Here is a 26,765-nt window from a genome sequence, read left to right as displayed (position 1 = left end):
CGTAGATATTGATTGGCAAAACAAGGATTTCTCCTAAAAACCCGGTTTCTTTACCTATAGCGCTTTTCAAATGAAGGAACCACATCGTGTTGGGTTTCGTTCCTCAACCCAACCTACATCTGCTGAAAATATCTTCCCTGTTCCCTGTTCCCTGCTATAATACCAATAAACTTGTAAATAAACACCATGATTTCTCCAATGTATCTATATTACACCCTTGGATTTCTACTTTTACTATCAGTAATAGGCATTCTGCTTTACCTGAAAAATCCTCGCAGTTATGAATCATCAGAAACTGTAGCTAATTCCTACGATGAATGGACTGAAGACGGTATCCTCGAATTTTACTGGGGCGAACACATTCATTTAGGTCATTATGGCTCGCCCCCACAGAAGAAAGATTTTTTGAGAGCAAAATCTGACTTTGTGCATGAAATGGTTAAATGGGGTGGCGTCGATAAGTTACCCCACGGTACTACTGTTTTAGATGTAGGTTGTGGAATTGGTGGTAGCAGCCGTATTTTAGCCAAAGACTACGGATTTAATGTTACCGGTATTACTATTAGTCCTCGACAAGTACAACGCGCACAGGAGCTAACCCCTGAAGGAGTTGATGCTAAATTTAAGGTTGATGATGCTTTGTCGCTCTCTTTCCCTGATAATAGTTTTGATGTAGTTTGGTCCATTGAAGCCGGACCTCATATGCCAGATAAAGCCAAATATGCTCAAGAAATGATCCGGGTATTAAAGCCTGGTGGAATATTGGTTGTAGCTGACTGGAATCAGCGAGACGATCGCCAAAAACCACTCAATTTTTGGGAAAAACCTGTAATGCGTCAATTATTAGAGCAGTGGTCTCATCCTGCTTTTTCTAGTATCGAGGGTTTTTCGGAACTCATAGCAGAAACTGGATTGGTGGCAGGGGAAGTAGTAACAGCAGATTGGACACAGGAAACTATTCCTTCTTGGTTTGATTCTATCTGGCAAGGTGTAATTAGACCTCAAGGGATGATTCGTTTTGGTTTATCAGGGATAATTAAGTCTATACGAGAAGTACCCACTTTGCTACTAATGCGTCTGGCATTTGGGAGTGGTCTTTGTCGCTTTGGAATGTTCCGTGCAGTAAAAACTAATTCAGTTTCAAAATCAGCAGATAATATTCAAACTGAAGTAGTTAAAATGTAATCTAATACTAACAAGAGTTACGCAAAAACACTATATATAGCGCATATTAATTTAGTAAAGTTAAAGCTTCTTTTTGTAGTAAGGCTTCAGCCCCAAAATACATCATCGGGCTAAAGCCCTACTACAAGCCTAATTGTTCCCTCCTAACCCCTGAGTGCCATGACTATTACCATTACCATTGAATTCTCCAGAACTAACCAAGTCACCATAATAAGCATTAGTCAACAACTGCTTAATATCATTAATCAAAGGATAACGAGGGTTGGAACCCGTACATTGGTCATCAAAAGCTTGGTCTGCTAAATCATCCAACTTGGCCAAAAATTCTGCCTTACTCACGGAAACCGCATCCTTAATTCCCTTGGGAATACCTACTTGACTCTTCAACTCTTCAATAGCAGTAATTAACAAATCTACCTTTTCATCCTCAGTTTCTCCACCCAATAGCAAATAATCAGCAATTTGAGAATAACGCCATTTAGCATTAGGATATTTATACTGAGAGAAAGTAGCTTGTTTGAATGGCGCATTGGTAGAGTTGTAACGAATAATATGAGAAATCATCAACGCATTTGCCAAACCGTGGGGAATATGAAAAATAGCTCCTAACTGGTGAGCGATGGAATGGCAAACACCCAAAAAACTATTAGCAAAAGCCATACCTGCAATTGTTGCAGCATAGTGCATTTTTTCTCGTGCTTTGGGATCATTAGCACCATTGTTATAAGCAGAAGGCAGATATTTAAAAATTAATCCAATAGCTTTCAACGCCAAACCGTTAGTATATTCAGAAGCTAAAACAGAAACATAAGCTTCCAGCGCATGAGTCAAAGCATCTATTCCCCCAAAAGCAGTCAGACTTTTCGGCATATTTAACACCAACTCTGGATCGACTATTGCCATACTAGGAGTCAAAGCATAATCTGCTAGAGGATACTTAATATTATTTCGGCGGTCAGTCACCACAGCAAAAGGCGTAACTTCCGAACCAGTACCGGAAGTTGTAGGTACTGCCACCAAAATAGCCTTCTCACCCAAAGGTGGTAACTCATAAACCCGTTTGCGGATATCCATAAACCGCATTGCCAAACCTTCAAACTCAATTTCTGGATGCTCGTACATCAACCACATAATTTTCGCAGCATCCATCGGCGAACCACCACCGATAGCAATAATCACATCAGGATTAAATTTCCGCATCATATCCAAACCCCGGTTGACAGTATCCAGGGAAGGATCGGGTTCCACATCATAAAAGATGTCATATTTAATCTCTACTTCATCCAAAACATTTTCTAAACCGCAAGTCATGCCAAGTTCGTAGATAGGTTTGTCAGTGACAATGAACGCCCGCTGTTTACCTGCCAACTCTCGCATGGCAGTAGGTAATGCTCCATATTTAAAGTAAATTTTGGGGGGAACGCGGAACCACAACATATTTTCTCGACGTTCTGCCACTGTTTTAATATTCAGCAGATGGTGAGGTTCAACATTTTCACTAACGGAGTTACCACCCCATGTTCCACAACCCAGAGTTAGGGACGGGTCAAGGCGGAAATTATAGATGTCGCCGATCGCTCCTTGGGAAGAAGGGGTATTAATCAAAACCCTGGCTGTTTCGACCGTATCTTCAAATCGTTTAATATGATCTGTATTAGCAGGGGAAGTATATAGAGCTGCCGTATGTCCGCGTCCGCCAAATTCGACTAAACTTTCGGCTTTGTCTACAGCTTCCTCAAAGCTGCTTGCATGATACATTGCCAAAATGGGAGAGAGTTTTTCGTGGGCAAAAGGTTCTTCTTGATTAATGTCTTCCACTTCTCCAATTATTACTCTGGTTTGTTGTGGGATGGAGAAACCTGCCATTTCGGCAATTTTTTGCACTGGTTGACCAACAATTTCTGCATTCAACCGTCCGTTGACTATAATTTTGCTCCTCAGTTTGTCTTTTTCTTCTGGAGTTAAGAAATGAGCGCCTCGGTCGATAAATTCTTGTCTGACTGTATCATAAACACTATCAACTACAACTACTGATTGTTCGCTGGCACAAATCATTCCATTGTCGAAGGTTTTGCTGAGAATAATTGAAGAGACTGCCATTTTGATCTCGGCAGTTTCGTCAATCAAAGCTGGAGTATTACCAGCACCGACTCCTAGAGATGGATTGCCAGAGGAGTAGGCAGCTTTAACCATTCCCGGTCCACCAGTAGCTAGAATCAGCTTAATATCTGGATGTTGCATCAGTTGTTGGGATAGGGGAACTGTTGGTTCATCTATCCAACCGATGATTTGTTCTGGTGCCCCTGCTGCAACTGCTGCTTCGAGAACTACCCTAGCTGCTTCACAGGTACATTTTTTGGCTCTGGGGTGAGGAGAAAATATAATTGCGTTACGAGTTTTGAGACTTATTAATGATTTAAAAATTGCTGTTGATGTGGGATTAGTTGTGGGAACTATTCCGGCAAGAATTCCTACTGGTTCGGCAATTTTTTGAAAGCCAAAAGATTTGTCTTCTGCGATAACTCCACAGGTTTTTTCGCCTTTATATTTGTTATAGATTATTTCTGAGGCAAAGTGATTTTTGATTACTTTGTCTTCTATTAATCCCATACCTGTTTCTGTTGCTGCCATTTTTGCTAGGGGAATTCTAGCTGCGTTGGCTGCTAGGGCTGCTTTTTTGAAGATGTAGTCTACTTGTTCTTGAGTATAAGTGGCGTATTTTTCTTGGGCTAGTTTGACTTTTTGTATTAGTTCTTCGAGTTGTTGCTCGTTTGTTACTTTCATATTATCTCCTTGCCCTAATAAATGACTTTTTTTGGGTCAGGCTTAATACCTGTGTAGATTATAATTCCATTCTTTTCTTCTGAGGTTAATTTGAGTTATTTTCTCAATTTTTTAATTTTTTTGACACATTTTTTGATTTTAATATTTAGTTGATTTTAAATCTGTATTAAGTTGAATTTGATTAACTTTAAATCAGTATATAATCGAAGTTTTATATGATGTTTTTTTTGAATAGCGGTCAGGTTTTAGCACTCAGCATTTACCTCAAAAAGGCAACAGGGAATAGAGTTATACCAAATCTCAAAAGTTTTGCTACATCTGACAAAAAATCAGGTCTATAGCCTCCCCTTGGATACTATTCATTACCCACATATTTCTTAATATAAAATTTGACAAAATTGACAAGTTATGAATTAAGTCTGACTTCGGCTTTTTTCGGAGATAAATGTATGAAAAAATACATTTTTTTGTGATAATTTAAGTAGTTTTATTTAGCTACTATGATTCTTTCTCCTTTCTCCCCTGCTCCCTTCTCCCCCTCTCCCCACAAGCTTTTCAGGAGTTATGGGTAATGGATAGCCTTGGATAGGGGATGAAAAAAATCAACTTCAGTATTTCAAGCCTCTGGCTTCAGCGGTCAGTACTTTTAACGCAGTTCCTCCGCCTGGAGGCTAACTGAAATGATTGAGTGGGAGAGCGCTTGAGCAGGGGAGTGGGGCAGAGATAAAAATAGTAATAATATACATTTACTAACTGATAATTGTCAAAAACATTATTGAATTTTACTGATTACTTAATCGTTGAAGTCTTGGTGAAGTCTGGCATTATTTTTGGTAATTGGCATTGGAGATAATTTTGCCAAATTTCCTTTCGATGGAAAGATTTAGTAGGATAGATAGTTAATTATACTGGAAAGTAATTCCTACCATATTAGATTTTTTAAGTCAACACTAGAAAGCCATTTCATAAATAAAAGTTGTCTAAAATAGAGATTATGTTTTAAATTTTAAATAAAAACCATCAAATTCGGCGGAAAATTTTGCTTTCTATTTCTACGAGCTTGCGTTTTTTCAGGCATTTGGTATCATATATAAACAATGATATAATGCTGTTTTTATGACTGATTTTCAAAATGCTTAGGAGATAATAGCCTTAAACCATAGTATAGTCGTTGATGAAGTGGCTAAAAAATAGTAACTGGGTAAGGAGCGATCGCCTAGATGGCTAACTAATTTTCAAACTGATAATTTGTCTAATTTGACAGAATTAAAATTTAGTGGTAATGGGCGTTGATTTAACTATTCAGGAGTCGGGAGTATAAGGAAAACTATAGCTGAAGTCAGAACTCAGAGACTATTTCATTCTTGGTTAATTATCACAAATTTTTTGATCACGGATTTTAATCCGTCGAGTTGTTTCCATCAAGCTGTTAAAAGCGAGTCAGTAATTCTGGGGTCTCCCCAGAATGTAAGACACACTCAAGACACTGGCACTTTTCCCACTTACCTAAATTTTACGATGATCTGAAATAATCCCTCTGAGTTATTAATACTTTCAAAGTTTTTAGTCGATACAATCTTAATTGGAATTTTTGACTTCCTTCACCAAATTCCCAAAAATAATGTAAGACCTTGCTCAACACTTCAGTTATTAAGTAATAAGTAAGATTGAGCAATGTTTTTAACGATTCATTGCATTAAGCTGACTGACTACCTATTCCGTTGAACCCTACTCTCTAACTCCCTACTCTCCTACTCTAAAGAATATTTAGCAATACTTTTGAGATTTGCTATAAATTTTATAGCATAGAGTGATGATGAACTTAAACCAGGAAATATCTTTCCCATGCCACTTTTGCCTATTACCTCTTGCCTGCTATATATTACAAAACTTCTCCATCAAACAGACTAATCCAAAACCGCTGCATACCGGTCGTACCAGTACAGAATAGCAACTTACCCAATAACTCTAACCCTAGTTGATTTAACTTTTCCTCCGAATTGTAGGCCATTACACCAGAACGCCTAGGGTTCATACGACTGCGAAAGTGCGCTCTAAACTGTTCTAAATAAAAGGATAATTGTAAATGACTTTCTATTGGTAACTGTTTTTGGCTTAACTGCTGATAGTCAAACAAAAGTTTCCGAATTGGGACAGTTAAACGTTTGGCCAAGTGACAAGCAATAATTACTAGGGCCTTCGCTTCACTTAATGTCAAGGGACGGCGTTGACTATTTTGACGTAGAGGATTTGTACTACGCAGTCGCCACAAAGAAACACGATTAGGAATAATCTCTTCTAGTTCCAAGTCTTTGACAACCTTCAGCATCACTTCAGCTCCTCCAAGCTGCAAAGCTTCAATTGCCAAAAGCATTAAATCGATTTGTGTTCTACTTCTTCGAGGACACCCGCCATCAGGGAGAGGCATATCTGGTAAATTATTCAATATCAATGGTTTAGATGGACTGGGGGAAGTTTTTAATTCCATTACTTCGTTGTTAAAATTACCTTAATTACCTACCATTTCTGCTTTATTACGATAACACTTCTATTAACTTTGTTTCGAGAATTTGAACAAAGTTTCGATTACTCTTTATGATATTTTCAGCACTACCAAATTTTTTACCATTGAGAAATTACAAGAATTGGTCCAAATATGTTAATTAAGTCATAAGTCAGATAGGGGAACCGTCTCCTTGGCGACGTACAGAGGTTATTTTTGTAAAGGGTATTTAGCCCGCCCTCCAAAAACATTTCGCCTTGATAAGGAATGATAATGATATCAAATCCGGTAATCGGTACAAGTCAAGGTAGGCTACCTTGACTTGGAATTTTTGCCTCTTGAATGAATCTCCCAACTCCAAAGTAATCGGATTTGATATGACCCAATTATTTTGTTATTTTGATAAATTTTGATTTTAATCCCAATGGAACTAAAAAATTTAATCCGCGAAATCCCAAATTTTCCTAAATCGGGAATTCTCTTCCGAGATATTACTACCCTTCTGAGCAACCCAGATGGTTTACATTACACTATTGACATTTTGACAGAAAAATGCTCAGGATTTAAACCAGACTATGTAGTGGGCATGGAATCTCGGGGATTTATTTTTGGTGTGCCTTTAGCTTATCAGTTGAATGTAGGCTTTATACCAGTTCGCAAACCAGGAAAGCTACCTGCAGAAGTCTACTCAGTTACTTATGATTTAGAGTATGGCCAAGATACTCTAGAGATTCACCAAGATGCAATGCCACCAGGTAGTCGAGTTTTAGTAATTGACGATCTATTGGCAACTGGTGGGACTGCGGGAGCTACAGCTCAATTAATTGAAAAAGCAAATTGTAATTTAGTAGGTTTTGGTTTTGTGATTGAGTTAAAAGACTTAGGTGGGCGTCAAAAATTGCCAAAAGTGCCAATTATTAGCTTAATTGAATACTAATTTCAGTTATCAGTTATGAGTACGTCCTACTTAATTAGGAGGGTTGAAATCTAAAATTTCCTTTTTTATCTCCTTGAAAGAGGAGGTTTAAGACGTTATTTATTGGTCATAATGAACAGTAAGAGTCAGGTTAGGGAGCAGGGAGTAGTCCTGATTAATACGGATGGGAAAAAGTAGTATTTGGGATGAATATTTATAATTCATATATAGTTAACTTATATAAAATACAAAAAATTGTGCTACTTACAAATCTCCCCATCCTCCCACCTACTCATCTCCCTATTAATACTTTGATAGCAAACATTGACATATTTAATATTAGTTTGGCGGATAGAAAATTGAAGTATAACAAGCTAAAACAACTAATTACCAGTGATACTTTTGCTTATATATTGAAGAGATTATTACAAGCAATCTTGACTTTATTCCTAGCATCTGCTCTTTGTTTTGCTGTAATTCAGTTGGCTCCAGGTAGTTATTTAGATACTCTAAGTCAAAATCCCCAAATTTCTCAAGAAACTATTCAACAACTTGAGCAACAATTTGGGTTAGATAAGTCTCCTTTAGAACAATACTTACGTTGGTTAGGAGAAATTATTACCAGTGGAAATTTTGGTAGAAGTTTTGTTTTTCAACAACCAGTGGCGGATTTATTATGGGAGAGGATACCAGCAACTCTAATTTTATCTATTTCTTCTTTAATAATGACTTGGGCGATCGCTATTCCTTTAGGGATTATTGCTGGAGTTAATCAAAACCGTTTTTTAGACCGTTTTCTGCAATTAATTAGTTACACTGGTCAAGGTTTTCCTAGTTTTATTACTGCTCTGTTGTTATTATTTTTAGCCCAAAATATTTCTCCTTTATTACCAGTTGGAGGAATGCAAAGTATCGACTATGATGATTTCTCTTTTGTGGGTAAAGTTTTAGATATGGGTTGGCACATGATTTTACCAACAATTGCTTTAAGTATTACCAGTTTTGCTGGTTTACAGAGGTTAATGCGGGGGCAATTATTGGATGTTTTGCGACAAAATTATATTCAAACGGCGAGAGCTAAAGGTCTTCCAGAGAATCGAGTGATTTATGTTCATGCTTTGAGAAATGCTATTAACCCTTTAGTAACATTATTGGGATTTGAATTTGCTTCATTATTAAGTGGTTCATTTATTGCTGAATATTTCTTTAACTGGCCAGGATTAGGAAGTCTAATTTTAGAAGCAGTCAGAAACCAAGATTTATATTTAGTTATGGCAAGTTTAATGATGGGCGCTCTAATGTTAATTATTGGTAATTTGTTGGCTGATTTGTTGTTGAAAGCTGTAGATCCTCGGATTAAGTTGGAAAGTCTGAAGTGATGTAGTTAGTGGTTAGGAGTCAGGAGTCAGGAGTTGTTTTTGTAAGGGGGGTTTTGAGCAACCCTTCAAAAACATTTTGCCTTAAAAGTTCAGTTAATAACAAATCGTTTCAATCCCTATTTAAGAGACTGTTTGTAAAGGAAATATAAAAAGGATATAGGGAACAGGGAACAGGGAACAGGGAATAGGGAATAGGTATGGAGGGAGGAAGAAATCAAGACAACTATTTGTAAGTTAAAAATCTGGGAATATATGTACCTTTAAACCTCTGGTATCTAGGAAATTTCAATCTCTTGAAGTACTACCGCTTTTAGATTTTAGTCATTATTTGCTCTGTTAAGACTTATTTTACAAACAGTCTCTAAGGATTTAGGTTTGTAAATACTAGGAAGGTATAAATATTAAAACTATAAGAAAAAATGGGAAATTGTTAACTTTATTAATCAGGATTGAGCCAGTTTTAAATTTTCAAATTAGGGATACGGGAAAATTCACTAAAATTAGCTGTAATAACTGTTAAATTTAATGTTAAAGCATGAGCAGTAATTAATAAATCATTACCTCCAATGGGAGTGCCTTGACTTTCTAAATAAGTATGGGATTTCTGCGTAATATTCCTCCACAGGATTAGTTAGAGGTAGTATTTCAATACTCTCCAAGATGATTTCTAGTTTGTCTATGAGCTTTTGAGAGTTCTTTTTTTTAGCTCCAAATTTTGATTCACAAGGGACGATAATACTTGTACAAATTTTATCCTCTCCAACTTCTTGAATTTTGGAAAATATTATGCCTCTTGGGTTTTTAATCAGTTCGGAAATGATGTTTGTATCTAATAAATATAAATAACTCATTTGGAGGCAAGCGAGGAGACCTCGCTATCCCATCCTGACGGAATGCTCCGCTTTCCGACCGCTCTCTTGGTCGATTGGAGGCAAGCGAGGAGACCTCGGCATCCCATCCTACGGACTGCTCCGCAAACGACCGCTTTTTCCCCTTGAAAGGGGAGGCTTTTAACCTAAACTGTTTAATTATTTAATTATTTAATTATTAATTATCCGGTAAATAACTTAATAGCTGTAACTACAAATCAAACAGGAATTTCATCTATGCATGATTAAAGGCAGACTATTAAAAGCAATTAACACCTTTTATAATAAACAGCGCTCTTATTTACAATCTCAATTAAAAACCAACCAGAATAGAAGTAATTATGACTGGTTAAAAAAATTAACTCACATTCATGTCGGCTCTTAGCCGAAACGAAATTGTCGAGTATAAAATTATCTGCACACAGCCAGTAAAAGAGTAATAAATTGGTGTGTAAACCATGAAATAGGAATCTTAATTATTGGGAAAAATCAGAATTGGAAACAATAGATAAAATTAGGGAAAAAGAACAATCAACAATTTGTAAATATCCCTCATTATAATTCTTACCCAAACCTGAATTTTACTAATAACTGTTATCTTTTATTAAGCGCAACTTCATGGAGAAATGGTATAAATTGATAACACCAACTACCTTAACTTTTATAGGACTTATGCAGAGACCACATATATAGCGTTAAAAACTATAACGTTATAGTTTTTCAACTCTATACATAGTACCTTTATGTAAGTCCTGTTTTAATTATCTGAACTGTAAAATGGATGAATTGTTTTGTTAAAACATTTGACATAATTTAAAAGTCAAAGACAAGACAAAAGACCTCATTCAGCAGTAAAAATTTTACTCTCTCAAATCACAAATTTATCATGTTATCTCAAGTTTATTATCTACTCCGTTCTAAAGTTGATGGTAGTTATATTAGTGCCAATCCAAATCCAGATGAGGCTGTAAAATTTTTGTTATTATTTCAGGAAGATTTCGATGCCTACAGCTACCTAAATACCCACGCTCCAGATTTGAGCGATCGCTTTGCTGTTGAGTCTATTCCTGGTACCCAGTTAAAAACAATACTTAAAAGGTGGGGTTTTCAAGGAGTAGGAATAATTCAAGACCCATTATTACCAAATATAGAGTTTCTAATAGTTAGTTAAGAGAATTTTTACCATACCAATTTTTGTAATGACAGATATTTGGTATTAAAATTAGGGGTAGAGCAAAACTACGAGCTTAATTATTAACTATTAATTAGGGCTTGCTGATGAAGCTCAAAGCATTTAAAAATAGAGGCAAATCCTTTTTTAGAGTGAAAAAAAGTACAAGGTTTTCAGTCGCTAAAGCTGCAAAAAGTTGGCATTTTGAGCAGAGAAGATTTTATCTCCCCAAACTCCCCAAACTCCCCACACTCTGGATTACCAAGGACTGCTAACAAGAGTAAATCCTGACCAATAGAAAGGATGAGAAAAGTTCGTTTCTCCCAATACTTGTAAACTCTCAGGTAAAGATATTTCTCCTCTAGAAAACTTCAATCTTTCATTCATCAGGAACACATCTCCTTGAATCATTTTAATTTGAGTTTTTCTAATAGCTTCAGCTTTAGTTGGTGCTGTTTTTAACTGTTCATAAAATTCACTCATTAAAGCTAAAGTTCCAATATCATTAACGTACCACAAACTTGCTAATGCAGATTGAACTCCAGCTTGTAAAGCTAATCCAGCAAAACCAAACTCCACATCTCGATCTCCAACAGCAGTTTTACAAGCACTTAAAACTAATAATTCAGCCGGAGGAGTGTTCCAACTAATCTCTTTCACTTCATCTAAATGGAGTTGAGTATCCCAAAATTGAATGTAAGAATTTTCAGGTTTTCCCGGCTGAAATTCTGCATGAGTTGCTAAGTGAATAATATTAAAAGATTGAGAAGAAAGTTGATTTTTTAAGTTTTCTAAGGTAAATTCATGATTAAGAAACAATTCTCCAGGCCAACCTCCAGAAAGATTTTTAGGTGAAATATTTTTCGTGAGGTTCCTATTAACAATTGTTGAGAGTTCAACCGGAACTGCTGGTAAAGGAGTTTGTGTCTGAAATTCTGATGCTCCCATGGCTAAAATTCTAGCTTTTTCAATGGGAGTATAATTGGAATCAATTAAATTAAATGCAGGAATAATTGCCAGGCTATATTTTTCTACTAAAAATTGTTTTCCATCGTGTAATGCGGCTATTGGTAGAGTACGCAAACCCTTTCCTAAACAAAACAATATTGTGTCTATTTTTTCGGCTTCGAGATTTGCTTCAAAAGGTTTAACAATCCATTCATACAGTTGTTGAACCTGACTTAAGTCAAAATCAGCAAAAAGGAGCCGAGGATTAGTGATTTCAACATGAAATGATTTAACGGTCTGAGTTAAGGTTTTGTCTGTGAGAGAATTAATATCTTGAACTAAAGGTTTTTTTCCAGGAGAAATAAATACTAAATGTAAAGATTCTGATTCAGGCATCGCCCAAAATACGGCTGTTCTTACATTGTTTTTTTTGCTAATTTCTAACAATTTTTGAGCAATCTCATCACCAGTTTTTGAAGCTTTAGAAAATTTTTGACCAAAATAAGCCTCAAATTCTCTTTGTAGCATTTCCTCCATTTTCATAACTTCCTCTGATACAGTTGATACAGTTAGATTTATGTCTTGAGAGAAGGTTTTTTCTGAATTAAAGCTAAGAATAATAATCAGGGAAAGAATAAATACAAAAATTGTTATACTAACTTTGTATTTGTTATTAAAAAATAATATTTTCCGGAACATAATATAGCAACTTATTTAATATCTTCGTAAGCATTCAGCTAACTCGTACTTAGGCTTTCCTACAGAATGCTGTTCAAACCGTTTTTTTCATGAATATTTCTAAGGTCTTGGATTTATTTTACTTCTATTTTTAACTCTAATTGAATTCGAGTTCAATCTCTCAAGACTAATTCCTTTCCTAAAAATAAAAATAACACAAAATGTAGAGTAATTTGGTAAATTTGTCAATAATTTGACGCTATATATAAAAAATCGCTACACTCATAATTTGTTGCTTATTTTCCCAAAAATTCTATTTTCTATTGAACTATGGTACGAGAACTAGAAAAAGTAGATCGGAAGGAGTTCCCAGAAACAGCTCCCACTGCTAATCCGGTATTTTATAGAACTTATAGCCGTAAGACAGAGACTGGCCGTGAAACTTGGGTAGAAGTGTGCGATCGCACAATTAATGGCCTGAGAAAATTAGGCCAACTCACCCCCGAAGAAACAGACTTACTCTATCGGATGCAAAGTGAACTTAAGGCCCTATCCTCTGGCCGTTGGTTATGGGTTGGTGGCGTGTGATTCGTTAGGCCGAAACACTATTACAGTAAGGCTTTTAGCCAATAATGGAAAGTGAGGATGGCCTGCTGGTTCAAGTCCAAATTGGACAAGAACTTGATAACTATATAGCCATGTAGGTGAGAAACCTACCCTTCAGAACGTGGAAGTGACAGCCTATCCCTTATCTAGAGAATGGTCATCAAAGGGTAAAGCAGGGATAAAAGCTAGTAATGGAGAACCTTGAGCCAAATCCTAGCAAGCAAAGAGTGCATGGTGAACGAAAGTGAAGGCATGATGAACAGTCGTAACCCATTAAGCAGTGAAAAGAAAGGTTGATACACTGCGGTCAAAAGACACTGAGACATAAAAGGCCAATACCTACCGCCGTTATTGGACACGTTTACTTAGTCTCCGGCTGATAATGTCCATCCTAAACACTCAAAGAATGGTTATATGGAACGAAGTAATCCTATATATTGCTCTCTGTAAAAAGGTCGATAAGCAGAGTAGGAACCAATCCGTAAGCATATATATGGAGAGGATGAGGTCAAAAGCAAGCCTGCTTGTAATGAGTAGGATACGCAGACAGACCTCCGATGATGTAGAAGTTAGAGTTTTAAATAGCAATCAAAAAGACTAAAACACGGATAAAAACGATGGTGGTATGGAATGAGGTTCACTGGCCAAAGCTAGAAAGAGCCGTATTCAAGTTGCAAAACAGAATCTATCAAGCTACTCAAAGGGGCGACGTTAAAACTGCACACAAATTGCAAAAAACCCTGCTAAATTCGTGGTCTGCCAAGATGCTGGCAACTAGAAGAGTGACCCAGGACAATAGGGGAAAAGTAACGGCTGGTATAGATGGGAAGAAAAACCTAAAACCAACCGAAAGAGTAAGCCTAGCAGAAAATCTAACATTAGATTGGAAAGCAAAAGCAACAAGGAGAATCTGGATACCCAAACCAGGGAAAACAGAAAAAAGACCCTTAGAAATCCCAATAATCTCAGATAGAGCCAAGCAAGCATTAGTAAAGCTAGCCCTAGAACCAGAATGGGAAGCAAAATTTGAGCCTAATAGCTATGGATTCCGGCCAGGTAGAAGCTGTATGGATGCTATTGAGGGAATCAAAGCAGCTATCAAGCAAAAGAGCAAGTTTGTTCTGGACGCAGACATAGCAAAATGTTTTGACAAAATCGATCGCCAAAAACTACTGGAAAAATTAAATACTTTTCCAAAAGTAAGAAGACAAATTAAAAGTTGGCTTCAAGCTGGAGTAGTAGATGGAAAAAGTTGGTTTCCCACAAATGAAGGAATATCTCAAGGAGGAGGTATTTCACCACTATTAGCAAACATTGCTCTACATGGAATGGAAAAAGTAGTGAAGGATTACGCAAGAAGTTTACCAGGAAAGAAAGATAAGAATGAACAGCAAATCAGCTTAATAAGATATGCAGAGGATTTTGTAATACTTCACCCCGAAATAGAAGTGATACAGAACTGTAAAGCATTGATAGAAAAGTTCTTACTTGAAATGGGATTAGAACTCAAAGCTGAAAAAACTCGTTTAACACATACCTTAATTAAGGTAGAAAACGAGGAACCTGGATTTAACTTCCTAGGCTTCAACATAAGACAATACCCTGTTGGTAAGTATGCTACGGGGAAAAATCCTCACGGTAAACCACTGGGTTATAAAACGTATGTCAAGCCGAGTAATGAGGCAATTAAACGGCACTACACTAAAATATCAACATTAGTAGACCAGTTAAAACATTCCTGTGGACAACTGGAATTAATCAAAACGCTAAACCCAATAATAACCAGGTGGAGCAACTACTACTCAAAAGTCAATAGTGCAAAGATATTTGGTAAATTAGACCACTTAGTTACCCTAAAACTCATAAGTTGGGCAACAAGAAAATCCAACAATAAGAGTAAAAAGGAAACAATTAGCAAGTACTTCAAAAAGAAAGGTAATAACAATTGGGTCTTTAAAGCGGAAGGAAAAGAAAAACCCGTAACGCTCTTAAGACATAGAGACTCAAAAATAGAAAACTTTGTGAAGGTAAAAGGAACAAAAAGTCCCTACGATGGAGACCTAATTTATTGGTCAGCCAGAAGGGGAAAGAACGTTGAACTACCAGTCAGAGTAACCAATCTATTGAAGAAACAAAAAGGGAAATGTGCAGAATGTGGACAGTATTTCAAAGATGGGGACGTAATGGAAGTAGACCATATCATTCCACAGTCCAAAGGTGGAAAAGATGAATACAAAAACTACCAACTTCTCCATAATTACTGTCACAACGTCAAAACCAAAAGAGATAGTGCCAAAGAAAGTGGCTGCAACATCGAGGAGCCGTATGATGCGAAAGTATCAAGTACGGTTTTGAAGCCGAGTCATGTCAGTGATGGTATGGCTTAGGGCAACACAGAATGGATTACACAACAGCAAAACTTTTCGGGGGCTTATAACTGCTCCTCCACTAATATTATAGACTGGCGCTCCTTCGGTTTGTTAATGGACTTAGCGATGATGGGGTGTGGTACCGGTGCAGTATTAGAACCACATAATATAAATCAACTTCCACCAATTCGCAATGCTCTAAATATTGTATTGCGGGGTGAAATTGGTGCCACTCCTGCTGAGTCACGTCGTGAGTTGACAGAAGTCAAATTTCATCAAGACCAAGCAGAAATTTTTGTTGGTGATAGTCGTCAAGGTTGGGTAGGATCTTATCAAGCTTTGTTGGAGTTGTCAACAGATGAGCGATTTTCGGGAAAGGTGAATGTCATCATTGATTTGAGCGATGTGAGACCTGCGGGCGAACCTTTAAAGGGATTCGGTGGTGTTGCCAACCCGGTAAAATTACCAGAATTGTATCAACGTTGTGGGAACATTTTAAATCAAGCAGTTGGGCGACAATTAAATTCTGTGGAATGTTGCTTGCTTATTGACGAAGCAGCAGTCACGATCGTCGCCGGAAATATCAGACGCTGCTTACCAGAAGGTGCTTTAGTACATACAGCATCGGGGTTAGTACCTATTGAAAAAATTAGAATTGGCGATCGCGTCTTAACGAGCAAAGGATTTTATCCTGTGACAAATTTCTTCGATCAGGGTACTCAGTCTTTATGTCGCATTCAAACAGAAGACGGATATTTTGAATGTACTGCCGATCATAAAGTTGCCGTGCTGCAAGATTTGTATGGTAACTATAAAATGATTAAAGCTAAAGACTTGCAAGAGGGCGATCGCTTGATTTTTGTGCCTCAAGCAATACCTGGTACTCCCACTGAACTCCCTGAGTTGAAAGGCGTCACTTCCCATGGTGTAAAATCAATAACAGTACCCGCTCTTACCAGTGAAGTTGCTTATTTTCTGGGATATTTGCATGGAGATGGATCGGTTCCCTCCGATGGATGGCGAGTCAGATTTCGAGTCCACCAGGATAGTCCGGAAATTCTGGAACGACTGATTAATGTTGCTCAAGAATTTGGTTTAGAAACACATACACTGAGAACACCAGAACAATGTAAAACTAAAGCTTATGAACTTCAGTTAAATAGCAGCATTCTTAACAAATACCTGTCACAGTTTAAACAGTCATTTACTTCTATTACTATTCCTGACTGTATTCTGATGGGAACAATAGAAATTCGTCAAGCTTATTTAGCAGGTTTAGCAGATGCGGATGGTTGTCATTCTCAGGGTGTACTCGTAGCTTCAGTTTACCAAGATTTTCTGCAACAGGTGCAAGCATTATACGCATCTTTAGGAATCACCACGAGATTGTGTGGTTCGGTGCGCAAGCGAACTGGAAAGTGGGAAGGTGAGTTAGTAACTGTAGGAGAGAGTGCTTTTGAAGCAGTAGAAAAAGTAATGATGACTTACTCTACTCAATTTCCAGAGCAAAAACGTAAGCGACCTAAATTTTTCCACGACCACGGGTTTCCCAGGGAAATGGCTCAACCTTTAGTGAATACTTTTGATTGGAATAATCGCAAGCAGATGATGGTTCGCATTGTCAAGAACTTTATCGCCGATGCTACAGATTTGATTCCGGTAAAAGTGAAAAAAGTTGAGATGCATGTGAGAGAAGCATCAACTTATGATATTGAAGTTGCCAGTATCCATGAATTTGTTTGTCAGGGAATTTTAGTAGCGAACAGTGCCGGAATGCGTCAGGGCAATAGTAGCGATCGCCTCTTTGCTGTAGCGAAGGATAATCTTTGGCGACAAGATGAAAACGGTAACTGGGGAATTGACCCGAAAAGAGATGCTTTGAGAATGGCAAATCACACCCATGTTTTCCACCACAAACCAACATTAGAAGAATGTGTTGAGGCGGTGAGAAAACAGTTTTATTCTGGAGAAGGTGCTATTCAATGGGCAGGTGAAGCAGTTGCTCGTGCTAATTGTGATTTATTACGAACGCTCGAAATAAAAAGAGATTTCTTGAAAGCTTATGGAGAAGATAATGCCAAAAAATGGTTTCAGGAACACTATCCGAATATTAGTAATGATGAACTCGAACATCGGTTAGCGAGATTAGGTTTAAACCCTTGCCATTCTGGAGATACCTTAGTGTCTACAGACCAAGGATTAATTCCGATTCAGGATTTAGTAGGTAAACAATTCAAAGCATTGGTAGATTTGCGTTCCGTAGGTTTATCCGGTGTTAGATTAACAGATGCGATCGCTTTTGCTACAGGAGTGAAAACTACCTACAAAATTATGCTGACTAATGGAATGCAAATGCGATGTACAGCAGACCATCAACATTTTACCAGTCGAGGTTGGGTTAGCACTCAAGATTTAACTGATAATGACAATATTTATGTTCAGAGAGGAGCAGGTCATTTTGGCAAAGGTACTATTTCTGTTGCTCAAGCTCAAATGCTTGGTTGGTGGTACGGAGATGGATATAATGTCAAAATTAAGGCTCGTCAGGGTCATGGTAGGAAGCAAGATCATTTTGCTAAAGGGTTTGTTTTTAACCAAGATGAGTATGAAACTGCCTACAATATTGTTGGAAAAGCAGTTGCGTCAATTACAGGAAGAGAATATGTAACTACACTGCATAAAGGAGTTTATGAGTTCCGCACCCAATCTCCTAAATTAGAAAAGTTTTTTGCCGATTTAGGTATAGTTGGAAAAGAAGAACTTCCTAATGATTTTTTGAGTCAATCTCAGGAAGTTTTAATTGGTTTTTTACAAGGAATTTTTAGTGCAGATGGCACAGTAGATAAAGATTCCAGAAGAATCAAATTAGCTATAGTTTCGGAAAAACTACTCCAACAAATTCAGTTAATTCTGTCTAATTTAGGAATTATTAGTACAGTTCGATTAATTAGGAAAGAAGGTTATAGAGGTGTACCTTATACAACTGTTGATGGGACTCAAAAAATAAGTTTAGATAGAGGCAGTTATGGATTATTTATTTCTACCTTTAACTTTGATTTATTTCAAAAATTAATTGGGTTTCCACTATGCCCACGTAAGGATATTAAAGCTGAAAAATGGCTGCTAAAACCATTGCCTAATTATTCTGAATCAACTATTGATTCTAAGTTTACTTCCAAGGTGAAAAAAGTTGAAGAATTTGGAGAGGAAGTTGTTTATGATTTGCACGTTCCTTTAACTAATTCTTTCATTGCTAATGGTTGTCTAACTCACAATTGTGGCGAAATAATTGGGGCTAATTTCCACTGTAACTTGTCAGAGATCCATCTGAATCAAATTGATCCGAATAATCATAAAGAACAGGAGGAAGCTTTTACTGCTGGCGCTCTTTCTGTGGCAACTTTACTTAACCATAAATTCGTCGAACCTCGCTATAGTTATAGTCGAGAATTAGACCCTATTGTTGGGGTGTCTTTTACTGGTTTGTTCGACTTTTTTGTAAAAGCTTTTGGTATTGAATGGTTGGGTTGGTGGCAAGCAGGTCGCCCGGAAACTATTCAAGGTCTAGAATTTAAAGAACAGGAGGCAGAATATTTAACCCGTTGGCGGGAAATAGTGCATCGGGTGGTGTGGGATTATTGCGATCGCCACAACCTCAAACGTCCGAACCGTTGTACAACTATTCAGCCTAGCGGGACAAAATCTCTGTTAACAAATGCTGCTCCTGGTTGGCATCCTCCTTTTGGTTTGCGGTGGGTGCGACGGATTACTTTTGCCAAAAATGACCCCGTAGCATTAGCTTGTCTTGATTATGGTTATTCTGTAATTCCAGGGCAGTCAAGCAAAGATGAAAATGGCAATTTACTGAACGATCCTTTTGATGATCGCGCTAAAGAATGGTTAGTAGAAATTCCAGTACAGGTATCTTGGATAGACTTACCTGGGGTTGAAGAGATTGCTATTGAGAAGTTTAGCGCTACTTCTATGTTTGATTTTTACATGGGAGTACAGCAACATTGGACGACTCATAATAGCAGTAGCACCATTCTGCTGACAGAGGAAGAAATTGAACCTTTGGGTAAACGCATTTATGAAGCCATTCGCGATGATGAGGGTTATATATCTTCGGCGCTGTTGGCGCGGTTTGACGCACCGTTTCCCCGGTTGCCGTTCGAGCGTATTTCTAAAGAGGAATATGAAAAATTGCAACGGGAGATGTTGGAACGGCGTAAGTCGGATAATTTTTCCGAGTTGATGAATGGTTATGTCTTAGCGAGTGAGTTACCAGAGATGGGACCTCAAGATCCCGCTTGTTCGGGAATGGTTTGTGAATTGAAGGGTTCGGAACCGGAAGTTAGTTAGAATTAGCGGTGAAAAAGAATGTAGTAGCACGTCTAACTCTAAAATGTAAGTAAAAAAAACTTTTGAAAGGGGAGAAATATTCTTCCCTTTTCTTGTATTGAATAGTTAAGTAATAGACATCTCCGATAATAAAAAATACAATCAATTATCGCACATAAATAATCAATTCTTTCCCCCTACTCCCTACTCCCTCTTTTTCGGAGAGGTCTAATACAAAGGCAAGAGGGATTATTATGATTTAGTTGGCGAGGATAAAAAATATGAACTACTAACGATAAGACCAATTCACAATTCATATCCAATACTTTATAGTTGCTTAATCTTTGACAAATTGTCTTTTTACAAAACATTGACCGAAACATTAAGATATTTTCCTAACTTTTATCAATTTGAGGATTTGTCAATATGAATTCAATCTTAAAAAAAGCAACAGAATCAATAGAAATTAACCAAAAGTTGGAGCTATTCCAACAGTATAAAAGATTAATGGTAATTGACACTAGAGTGGATAATTATCGCCAGTTAGCTGCAGGAGTTACTCCACAAACAAAAGTTGTTTTAATTGACCCTAACCGTGACGGTATAGAACAAATTACCCAACTTTTATCTGACTATCCAACTAATAGTTTACATATTGTTTGTCATGGTGATCCTGGTATTTTATATCTAGGAAAAACACCTATAACCGAGCAAAATCTCCCCAAATATACTGGATATCTCCAAGAATGGGGAATTGTCGATTTATTACTCTATAGTTGTAATATTGCTAGTCAATCAAATAACTTTATCCAACTTTTACATCAACTAACTCGAGCCAATATTGCTGCTTCAAAACATCAGGTGGGTAACCCATTAAAAGGTGGAACTTGGAATTTAGAAACTCGCATTGGTTCGGTTACTTCAGAGGTGGCTTTTTTACCAGAAATTATTAAATATTATTCTGGAGTGTTTCACGGCTTACAATTCTATCTTGGTCAAGATGAAACAGGTAAAGTCAGAGCCTATCTTGGCAAAGATGATAGCGTGAGCAACGGCTACAGCAATCTATTTTCTGATGACTATCTTACTTTAGGGCAAGTTGGGGTTTGGGATGACCGAGTAGTAGAAGAATTGGATACTCCCTTCGACTATCGCTATACTGATAACGCATCCTATTTTCCTGGCTTCACACCACAGGTAGATATGTTCTACGATACTCCTGTAGATGGGAGTCCAGTGGATGATTCTTTCGATCCCGAACGCAATACCTATTTCCAAGTAAACTTTCTTGATGAACTCAAGGTCTGGGATGGTGAAAGTTTTGTTTCCACAGGTGGAGAGGTGATGACCTGGTATCAAGAAAACTGGTTGGTTAATGATGAAGGTGAATGGTATGTAGAATTCGCAAATGAAGTCACTACAGAGGAAGCTGCTGTAGAAGGACAACCCTACTATTATGCAGAATATGACCAGGCAGGAAACGACCACTGGCATTACGTCATGGAACTACAGCCAGGCACCTCACCTACAGGTATTGATGACGGACTTTACCTCTTGCCAGTCAACGTTGAAACTAATATTCCTGGTAGCATTCCTTCCGATCCTGTTTATATTCTCTACAATCAAAATCTCTCTCCCGCCCCCGATGCAGACCAAGATACTATTCTGGCGGCTCAAAACTATCTGCTGGAAAACTTCGGCATGACTGAACCAGCTCAAGAATTTAAAGCCTTCTTAGACAGCAGTCAAAATGGAGTAGAGTCAGACGCTACAGGAGTTGCAACTTTTAGCCTGAATGCCGAACAGACAGAAATAGAATATACCATTCAATTAAATGGAATCGATCTAATTGAAGACCCCGCAGAACGTACCGCCGATAACGCCGTCACCAAAATTCACTTTCACCACCGCGACTATGGCACTAATGGCAGTCACGTTTTGAATATCTTTGGGGCACCATCCGTAGATGATGATGACATTGAGATCGACTACGAAAATGAAACAATTGCAGGTAAGTGGGATTGGTCGGATGCTGCTGCCAATTTTGCTCGCCATTCTGAACCCAAGTCTGATGGGGTTTATGGTGACTGGACAGCTCCTGAATTAGAAATTGAAGTTGTTGAAGCTTACGATGATGGAACTTTAGGTATCAAACTACTAGATGGGGAACCCCGAGACGAACTCAACATTTTTGAGGGAACTCAGCTCAATTTTGGCAACGGTGCAACAGTTGAGATAACAGAAAACATTACTATCTCTACGGCAGAAAGCAGCATAGTTGCAGCAAGTCTGCTAGAAGGAGGCGATGTTCCTACCGGGGAAATAGCCATTCTACCTACCGCTCAAATGCCGGGAACTCAACCAGTGACAATTTCTCTATTTAACCTATTTCATGGCAACCTCTACGTTCAGGTGCATACAAACCAAAATCCCGAACCTGGTGATATTCGGGGTCAAATATTACCGGTGAGAACTGTGGAGGATGCCGAAGATGGGGTACTTCCTGGCGGTACGGGTAATGAATTATTTGAGTTGAATGCTGCTAATGTTGGAGGTCTGGAGATTGAAGAAATAGCTGGTCGCGAAACTTTGACTCTTGAAGGTATGGAAACTTCTATGGCAGACTTGCATCGAGAAGATACAGATCTAATTATAGATGTCAACCAAGATGGTAGTTTCCAAACAGCGGAGGATCTGACCCTGAAAGACTTTTTTGCAGAAGAAGCAGGAGAAGGTGGCACAGGTTATATTGAGTTAGTTGATGAGATTTCTGGTTCGGAAATTTTAACAAGTATTTCTTCTAGTTCTAACGACCTACTCCAGGGAACTTCAGCAGACGATCTTCGGCAAGGTAACGGTGGTAACGATATTATGTTTGGCTTTGCTGGTAATGACGAACTCTATGGCAACCGGGGTAATGATAGTATCAATGGTGGTGATGGTGACGATACTCTCAAAGGTGGTTATGAAAACGATACTTTGAAGGGGAATGGTGGCGACGATAGCTTAATTGGTTGGCTGGGTTTCGATGTTTTGCTTGGTGGCAGTGGAGAAGATAGTCTGAGCGGTGGTCTCGGTCGCGATCGCCTCAATGGAGGAGAGGATGACGATATTCTTAGTGGTGGAGCGAGTAAGGATAAGTTTATCTTTGCTGCTAATAAAACATTTAGCGAAGCAAATTTAGGCGTGGATGAAATTACTGATTTTGTATCCGGTCAAGATCGAATTATCTTGGATGTGACTGTGTTCACTGCCATTGCAACTACTCCTGGAGAAAGTCTAGATAGTAGCGAATTTGCTGTTGTGGATAGTGAAGCAGATGTATTTACCGCTGATGCGACGATCGTTTATGACTCTGCTAATAGTACCTTATATTACAATCCTAATGGTATTGAGAATGGCTTGGGAGATGGCGATCGCTTTGCTATTTTCTCTAATGGAGTATCTTTGGAGGCAGATGATTTCCTAGTTAGAGCTTGACGCTATTGGATTTGATTTTATTAGACATCTCCGGAAAAGAGGGAGTAGGGGCGATTCGCGAATCGCCCCTACAGGAGTAGGGGGAAATAATTGATGATTTATATCAAATCCGCTTGATTGGACATAAAAAAAATCTCCAATCGTCATAACCACTAAATCTTTGTAATTCTCTCTCCTCCTGACTCCTGACTCCTGACTCCTGACTCCTGACTCCTCTTGACTTAACCAATCTATAACTGTTTAACAGGATTTGATATTATGCGTATGAGAATTGATTTGATTTTTAATTATCGGAGATGTCTATTAGTAATAGCGATCGGTTGATAGCAGTTTTCATTAAGATAGAATACAGAGATTTTGGCTTTAAGATAGGATCTATGTAGTGGTCTGTCAAGTTTGAATTGATGGGGATTTAAAAATTGAAAAGCTGATCAATCAAGACTTTTGAGAATTTATCACCCATCAAAATAAGTTTGACAGACCAGTAGTCTACCAAAGTGAAAACTGCTCCGAGGAAAATATTCAAGATGTATAGCGCTACTTGAATCGGGAATAGGGAACACTTAACTGGGAACAGGAGACTATCAAAGGATTTGAGGATTTATAAATGTCAAATACCTTAATGGGTAGCGCTATAATAGACATATCCTGAAAAGAGGGAACACTTAACTGGGAACACTTAACCCACCCCTAACCCCTCCCAGGAGGGGAGTAATTGATAATTTCTGGATGAGAATTGATTTGATTTTGAATTTTCACGCCTATGTCTAATGTATTGCATCTATCAAACCATCAAACCACTTTTCGGCACTCTCTGGAGATAGCTGCTCGATTTGTTGGTGCATGCAATTAACAAGTCTATTCGAGAGGAAATTATATCATGTGCCCCCTCCGGGGGAACTACGAATTGGGGATAATCACTTATAATAAAGTTGGCTGAAGCCCTATCTACAGTTCGGGCTTCAGCCCTACTACGAACTTTAATTATAATAACTATTTAACCGAACATAATAAGGGAACAGGCAACAGGTGGGAGTTTCAGTTTTTTTATCTACTTTTTGATTACCCGCAACCTATGCGCGGATTGCTATAATTATTAAAATTAAAGGTTAAATAATTATGCTTGAGTCTTTTGCAATTGTAGCAGGTAGTCAATTAGTGGGATTTCTCGCTAAAGAAGTTCTGGGAAAATTGGCTAAAGAAGCACTTGAAAACTATGTTAAAGATTTTTTTAAGCAATGTATTACTGATTTTAAAGATAGGATAACAAATCAAGAAAAAAAGTCTTTAGAAAAAACTACGGCGGAAGCTATTAAAGAATTTTTAGAGTTAGTACAGCAAGAATTGGAACTTGCTGAATTAAATCAAGATCAAATTGACGAATACACTAAACCTTTAAAATTATTTCTGAAAAATGAGTCAGTTTTAGAAATTCTTGGTAGTCCATTTAATAAAGATATTAAAGTTTTAGATACTAAGAAATTGGTTAGAACTTGGAATGAAATAAATCCATATTCACCAGTTTTACCAGAAACTTTTGACTGGGAAGGAATAGCAAAAGATTATCTCAAAAAAGTCAAACTGATTCGGATAAAGTCTGATGAATTAAGGAAAATATTAGATTCTCAAAATCTAGATAAACTGGCAACTAAAAACTCTGAAATCAGACCAGAGTTTGACCTTAAAAAACATCAAGAAGGAATTCGAGAACAATATGGCAATCTCAAATTAGAGAGTTTAGATACGAGTGGTTATGGTTACGATCAATTGAAATTATGGCGAATGTTTATTCCCCAAAATGTCCGGGAATCTCAAGAATTTATGCCTCAATTACATGAAATTCCTAAAGAATATCTCCAACGATTAAAAGAGACTGGGCAGTTAGAGGCAGAACTTTCTCCAGAACAATTAAAAAGTCTCCGCCGAAAATATTTAGATCTGCCTATTCGCTCGGTTTTAGAATTAGTTGAAGATCGCAATTATAAATATTTAGTTATTCTGGGCGACCCCGGTTCTGGCAAGTCTACTTTATTACAATATATCGCTTTGCAATGGGCAGAATTACCTCTGAAAGATTTGCCTTTAAAGCCAATTCCTCTATTAATTGAACTGCGGACTTATGTGCGGAACCATATTGCTAATCAATGCAAAGATTTTCTGGAATTTTTGGAAAAAGGTAGTGGTGTGACTTGCCGTTTGCCTCAACAGGAACTTCATGCCAAATTACAAAATGGTGATGCTATTGTGATGTTTGATGGATTGGATGAAGTTTTCGACCCTGCTAAACGAGAAGAGGTAATTACTGATATTCATCGGTTTACTAATGACTATAAAAATGTGCGAGTTATTGTGACTTCAAGGGTGATTGGTTATAAGTCACAAAAACTCCGGGATGCTGAGTTTTATCATTTTATGTTGCAAGATTTAGAGGATGAACAAGTTGAGAATTTTATTCAACGTTGGCATGATTTGACTTATCAAGATAAAGCAGAAAGGGAGAGAAAAAGGGAAAGGTTGAAACGGGCAATTAAGGATTCTTCAGCTATTAAAGAATTGGCGGGAAATCCTCTTTTATTAACTATGATGGCTGTCTTGAATCGTCATCAAGAATTGCCGAGAGATAGGGCGGAACTTTATAATCAAGCTTCGCGGATTTTATTACAGCAGTGGGATATGGAACGGGCGTTGGTTAATGAAAAAATTGACCCGATAACTATTGACTATAAAGATAAGCAGGAAATTTTGCGCCGGGTAGCTTTTTTTATGCAGGGGAATAAAGAAGGTTTGGCTGGTAATTTGATTCATGGAAATGATTTGGAAGAAATCATCAGGGATTATCTAAAAAGTGTGGATATTAATGATGCGAGAACTGTAGCTAGGGCGTTGATAGAACAGTTGCGGAGTCGTAATTTTATTTTGTGTTTTGTTGGTGCTGAATATTATGCTTTTGTGCATCGAACTTTTTTGGAATATTTCTGTGCTTGGAGTTTTGTTTGGCAGTTTAAGGAAACACAAAGTCTGGGAATAGATGAGTTAATAAATGATGTTTTTGGGAACCATTGGCTGGATGAAAAATGGCATGAGGTTTTGCGATTAATTGCGGGGATGATTGATGCTAAGTTTGTGGGAGATATTATTACTTATTTGATGGAGCAAGAAGGGGAAGAGGAAAAGTTTCTGAATTTGTTTTTGGCGGGCAAGTGTTTGTTTGAAGTTAGAAGTCGTCATAGTGTGGGTGATTTGGGGAATCAGTTATTAAATAGATTAAAAGATTTGACTGGGTATGACCTTGGTTATTATTATAAACCTTATGACCGTATATCTTTTGATGCTTCTTACTCTCAAGAAATTTACCAGAAAAATTTAGCCTTAGTTCGTGAAATTCGTACTCAAGCAGTGGAAGTGATAGCTATAACTTGGAGGGATGACCCTTTAACCTATACTTGGCTCAAAGAAAGAGTAGAGTCTGATGAAAATTGGAATGTGCGAGTTGAAGCGGTGCAACAAATAGCAACTGGTTGGAAAAATCAACCAGA

13 protein-coding genes are annotated in these 26,765 nt (G+C 37.7%); 9 read left to right on the top strand and 4 right to left on the bottom strand.

All coding sequences use genetic code 11. The features are described from left to right. Positions 1 to 198 precede the first annotated feature (198 nt). Positions 199 to 1,185 carry a methyltransferase domain-containing protein gene (locus ACP6PM_RS08555; RefSeq protein WP_426583671.1) on the top strand — a complete coding sequence of 329 codons (987 nt, stop codon included), beginning with the start codon at positions 199 to 201 and terminating at the stop codon, positions 1,183 to 1,185. A 129-nt stretch (positions 1,186 to 1,314) separates the two neighbouring features. On the opposite strand, the gene adhE is transcribed toward ACP6PM_RS08555, so the two are convergent. Together adhE and ACP6PM_RS08545 are read right to left on the bottom strand one after the other, a co-directional pair. Continuing rightward, positions 1,315 to 3,969, bottom strand: a complete 2,655-nt coding sequence (gene adhE, locus ACP6PM_RS08550; RefSeq protein ID WP_426583648.1) for a bifunctional acetaldehyde-CoA/alcohol dehydrogenase — start codon at positions 3,967 to 3,969, stop codon at positions 1,315 to 1,317. A gap of 1,882 nt (positions 3,970 to 5,851) precedes the next feature. Beyond that, positions 5,852 to 6,457 carry a DUF3038 domain-containing protein gene (locus ACP6PM_RS08545; RefSeq protein WP_293092677.1) on the bottom strand — a complete coding sequence of 202 codons (606 nt, stop codon included), beginning with the start codon at positions 6,455 to 6,457 and terminating at the stop codon, positions 5,852 to 5,854. A gap of 439 nt (positions 6,458 to 6,896) precedes the next feature. Between ACP6PM_RS08545 and ACP6PM_RS08540 the strand changes: the two genes are divergently transcribed. Together ACP6PM_RS08540 and ACP6PM_RS08535 are read left to right on the top strand one after the other, a co-directional pair. Further along, positions 6,897 to 7,409, top strand: coding sequence for an adenine phosphoribosyltransferase (locus tag ACP6PM_RS08540; RefSeq protein WP_426583647.1), 513 nt, complete (start codon positions 6,897 to 6,899; stop codon positions 7,407 to 7,409). Positions 7,410 to 7,726: 317 nt separating this feature from the next. After that, positions 7,727 to 8,767, top strand: coding sequence for an ABC transporter permease (locus tag ACP6PM_RS08535; protein ID WP_375340129.1), 1,041 nt, complete (start codon positions 7,727 to 7,729; stop codon positions 8,765 to 8,767). 557 nt (positions 8,768 to 9,324) lie between these two features. On the opposite strand, the gene ACP6PM_RS08530 is transcribed toward ACP6PM_RS08535, so the two are convergent. Then, entirely contained in the window at positions 9,325 to 9,618 is a 294-nt protein-coding gene (locus ACP6PM_RS08530; protein ID WP_426583646.1) for a PIN domain-containing protein, read from the bottom strand. A 904-nt stretch (positions 9,619 to 10,522) separates the two neighbouring features. On the opposite strand from ACP6PM_RS08530, the gene ACP6PM_RS08525 reads away from it, so the two are divergent. Beyond that, on the top strand, positions 10,523 to 10,807 hold the full coding sequence (locus tag ACP6PM_RS08525; protein ID WP_293107558.1) for a hypothetical protein: 285 nt from the start codon (positions 10,523 to 10,525) through the stop codon (positions 10,805 to 10,807). Positions 10,808 to 11,065: 258 nt separating this feature from the next. On the opposite strand, the gene ACP6PM_RS08520 is transcribed toward ACP6PM_RS08525, so the two are convergent. Beyond that, positions 11,066 to 12,292 (bottom strand): CHAT domain-containing protein, encoded by a 1,227-nt coding sequence (locus tag ACP6PM_RS08520; RefSeq protein WP_426583644.1) that lies wholly within the window; start codon positions 12,290 to 12,292, stop codon positions 11,066 to 11,068. A 471-nt stretch (positions 12,293 to 12,763) separates the two neighbouring features. On the opposite strand from ACP6PM_RS08520, the gene ACP6PM_RS08515 reads away from it, so the two are divergent. The 5 genes from ACP6PM_RS08515 to ACP6PM_RS08495 all read left to right on the top strand — a co-directional run. After that, positions 12,764 to 13,021 carry a hypothetical protein gene (locus ACP6PM_RS08515; RefSeq protein ID WP_426583643.1) on the top strand — a complete coding sequence of 86 codons (258 nt, stop codon included), beginning with the start codon at positions 12,764 to 12,766 and terminating at the stop codon, positions 13,019 to 13,021. Positions 13,022 to 13,656: 635 nt separating this feature from the next. Next, on the top strand, positions 13,657 to 15,426 hold the full coding sequence (locus ACP6PM_RS08510; protein WP_426583641.1) for a group II intron reverse transcriptase/maturase: 1,770 nt from the start codon (positions 13,657 to 13,659) through the stop codon (positions 15,424 to 15,426). Between the two features lie 96 nt (positions 15,427 to 15,522). Next, entirely contained in the window at positions 15,523 to 19,770 is a 4,248-nt protein-coding gene (nrdJ, locus tag ACP6PM_RS08505; protein ID WP_426583639.1) for a ribonucleoside-triphosphate reductase, adenosylcobalamin-dependent, read from the top strand. Positions 19,771 to 20,175: 405 nt separating this feature from the next. Beyond that, positions 20,176 to 23,229, top strand: a complete 3,054-nt coding sequence (locus tag ACP6PM_RS08500; RefSeq protein ID WP_426583638.1) for a DUF4347 domain-containing protein — start codon at positions 20,176 to 20,178, stop codon at positions 23,227 to 23,229. A 1,119-nt stretch (positions 23,230 to 24,348) separates the two neighbouring features. After that, on the top strand, positions 24,349 to 26,765 hold a 2,417-nt coding region (locus ACP6PM_RS08495), incomplete at its 3' end, for an NACHT domain-containing protein (RefSeq protein WP_426583637.1).

It is taken from the genome of Dapis brunnea BLCC-M229, assembly GCF_050015995.1.
Classification (GTDB): Bacteria; Cyanobacteriota; Cyanobacteriia; order Cyanobacteriales; family Microcoleaceae; genus Trichodesmium.
This window is presented reverse-complemented; position numbering and strand designations above follow the sequence as displayed.

What these genes read in the sequence shown, in the direction of transcription:
- adhE (WP_426583648.1), bottom strand. Translation starts at nt 3,969, where the DNA reads ATGAAAGTAACAAACGAGCAACAACTCGAAGAACTAATACAAAAAGTC.
- ACP6PM_RS08545 (WP_293092677.1), bottom strand. Translation starts at nt 6,457, where the DNA reads ATGGAATTAAAAACTTCCCCCAGTCCATCTAAACCATTGATATTGAAT.
- ACP6PM_RS08510 (WP_426583641.1), top strand. Translation starts at nt 13,657, where the DNA reads ATGGTGGTATGGAATGAGGTTCACTGGCCAAAGCTAGAAAGAGCCGTA.
- ACP6PM_RS08530 (WP_426583646.1), bottom strand. Translation starts at nt 9,618, where the DNA reads ATGAGTTATTTATATTTATTAGATACAAACATCATTTCCGAACTGATT.
- ACP6PM_RS08555 (WP_426583671.1), top strand. Translation starts at nt 199, where the DNA reads ATGTATCTATATTACACCCTTGGATTTCTACTTTTACTATCAGTAATA.
- nrdJ (WP_426583639.1), top strand. Translation starts at nt 15,523, where the DNA reads ATGGACTTAGCGATGATGGGGTGTGGTACCGGTGCAGTATTAGAACCA.
- ACP6PM_RS08500 (WP_426583638.1), top strand. Translation starts at nt 20,176, where the DNA reads ATGAATTCAATCTTAAAAAAAGCAACAGAATCAATAGAAATTAACCAA.
- ACP6PM_RS08540 (WP_426583647.1), top strand. Translation starts at nt 6,897, where the DNA reads ATGGAACTAAAAAATTTAATCCGCGAAATCCCAAATTTTCCTAAATCG.
- ACP6PM_RS08520 (WP_426583644.1), bottom strand. Translation starts at nt 12,292, where the DNA reads ATGGAGGAAATGCTACAAAGAGAATTTGAGGCTTATTTTGGTCAAAAA.
- ACP6PM_RS08525 (WP_293107558.1), top strand. Translation starts at nt 10,523, where the DNA reads ATGTTATCTCAAGTTTATTATCTACTCCGTTCTAAAGTTGATGGTAGT.
- ACP6PM_RS08515 (WP_426583643.1), top strand. Translation starts at nt 12,764, where the DNA reads ATGGTACGAGAACTAGAAAAAGTAGATCGGAAGGAGTTCCCAGAAACA.